A 1,824-nucleotide genomic window follows, 5' to 3' on the forward strand; every position below is an offset into this window, starting at 1 on the left:
ACTTTTCACTGCGTCCCCGCTCGATCTCCGCGATGCGCTCCACCGTTTCCTTCGCGCTTTCGTTGGTGTAATAGACACCGGTCTGATACTGGCTGCCCCGGTCGTTGCCCTGCCGGTTCTCCACCGTAGGGTCGATCACATAAAAGTAGGCCAGCAGCAGCGCGTCGAGGCTCACCTGCTCGGGGTCGTATTCCACCCGCACGGTCTCCCGAAAGCCGGTCTCTCCCTTGCAGACGGTCTTGTAATCGGCATCCGCCTCGCAGGTGCCGTTGGCGTAGCCGCTCTCGGCGTCGATAACGCCGGGGATGGACTGCATCAGCTGTTCCATGCCCCAGAAGCAGCCGCCCGCCAGATAGATGACATTTTCCGTGGTATCCATATAGGTGATCTCCTCGTCGGGCCGGTCAAAAGCCGGGCCGTCCATGTTTGCTTCCTGTCCGACCTTTTCCTTCGGCACAGTCTGCCGCCCGGCGGCGCAGCCGCTGAGCAGCAGCACTGCTGCGAAAAGCAGTGCCAATAAGCTTCGATACATCGCGTTTCCTCCTTTCAGTGGAATCAGGGCTCACTCCGCCCTGCCACAGTCCTGTCTCTTGCCGCGACCGGGCCGCAGGACGGTATACAGCAGCAACCCAAAGACGCAGCCGTTGCACTTCTCCTGATCGATTTCAAGGATCCGTCGTTTCATGTTCGGTCCTCCTGTTGCTTTCCTACACTCATTGTACTATACTAAAGGCAACAAGTCGGTTGAATTTTCAACGAAAGAGGACTTTTTATGAAAGAATTTTTTCCGGTACTCCACACCGCGGCGCTTTTCTCCGGCATTTCCGACGATGAGCTTGCCGCCATGCTCTCCTGCCTTGGGGCGAGGATCGACACCTTCCCCAAAGGCTCCCGCCTGCTCCGCGCCGGGGAGGCGGTGGAGGAGGTGGGTCTTGTGCTGGCGGGCAGCGCCCTCATCGTGCAGGAGGATATCTGGGGAAACCGCAACATCCTCTCCAAGACCGGGCCGGGGCAGACCTTCGCGGAGGTGTTCGCCTGCGCGCCGGGGGCAGTGCTGAATGTGAGCGTGGAGGCGGAGAGCACGGTGACGGTGATGTTTCTGCATATAAGACGCGTTTTGAGCGTGTGCCCCTCCGCCTGCTCCCACCATAGCCGGATCATCCGCAACCTGCTGGGCGAACTGGCAGAGAAGAACCTGCGGCTCAACGAAAAGCTCACCCACATGGGCCAGCGCACAACGCGGGCAAAGCTGATGTCCTATTTTTCCGCCGAGGCGCAGCGCCGGGGTGGCTATGAATTCGACATTCCATTCTCCCGCCAGCAGCTTGCGGATTATCTCGGCGTGGAGCGCAGTGGACTGTCGCTGGAGCTTGGAAAAATGCGGGATGAGGGCCTGCTTGACTTTCATAAAAGCCACTTTCTTCTCCAGGCGCCAGAGACGGACGGCCTTCCTCCTTCTGCGCGTTAAGAATCTCCCCTTCAAGCCCCCTTTGGGCGTATTGGAAAGTGCGGATACACCGGGCAGAATGTTGGGCTTTTACAGAAGGAGAGCGCAACTACGAACCTGCAGAGATTGACAAGGTAGCGTCAGCTCGTACAATCTGATTTGATCATACCCACAGCCGCTTTGGCTGTGGGTATTTTCTGTTTGAACTTCAAACGCTTTGCAGAAGGCAAGGAGCCTAATGCCAAATTCAGCATGTCACCAACTATGAGGAAAACATCTTTTAGAGAAAGGTCAAAAGGTACGACAGGGAAGATGAACAGTGTCCTTTTGCGATGCCGCTTCCGAAAGATTGCGGCTTCGCCCCATAACGAAGACTT

The 1,824-nt window shown here is 57.2% G+C and carries 4 protein-coding genes; 1 reads left to right on the top strand and 3 read right to left on the bottom strand.

Going from position 1 to position 1,824, the window contains the following annotated elements; translation table 11 throughout:
* Positions 1 to 532 (bottom strand): peptide-methionine (S)-S-oxide reductase MsrA (gene msrA / locus ACT8X9_RS13305; RefSeq protein ID WP_444269316.1); only part of this gene is annotated, 532 nt, incomplete at its 3' end.
* A gap of 30 nt (positions 533 to 562) precedes the next feature.
* Positions 563 to 685, bottom strand: a complete 123-nt coding sequence (locus ACT8X9_RS13310; protein WP_444269317.1) for a hypothetical protein — start codon at positions 683 to 685, stop codon at positions 563 to 565.
* 87 nt (positions 686 to 772) lie between these two features.
* Between ACT8X9_RS13310 and ACT8X9_RS13315 the strand changes: the two genes are divergently transcribed.
* Positions 773 to 1,468 (top strand): Crp/Fnr family transcriptional regulator, encoded by a 696-nt coding sequence (locus ACT8X9_RS13315; RefSeq protein ID WP_444269318.1) that lies wholly within the window; start codon positions 773 to 775, stop codon positions 1,466 to 1,468.
* Between the two features lie 119 nt (positions 1,469 to 1,587).
* On the opposite strand, the gene ACT8X9_RS13320 is transcribed toward ACT8X9_RS13315, so the two are convergent.
* Positions 1,588 to 1,824 (bottom strand): hypothetical protein (locus ACT8X9_RS13320; protein WP_444269319.1); only part of this gene is annotated, 237 nt, incomplete at its 5' end.

Origin of the sequence: Faecalibacterium sp., from assembly GCF_052358865.1 — a bacterium.
GTDB lineage: Bacteria > Bacillota > Clostridia > Oscillospirales > Ruminococcaceae > Faecalibacterium > Faecalibacterium butyricigenerans.

What these genes read in the sequence shown, in the direction of transcription:
- ACT8X9_RS13315 (WP_444269318.1), top strand. Translation starts at nt 773, where the DNA reads ATGAAAGAATTTTTTCCGGTACTCCACACCGCGGCGCTTTTCTCCGGC.
- ACT8X9_RS13310 (WP_444269317.1), bottom strand. Translation starts at nt 685, where the DNA reads ATGAAACGACGGATCCTTGAAATCGATCAGGAGAAGTGCAACGGCTGC.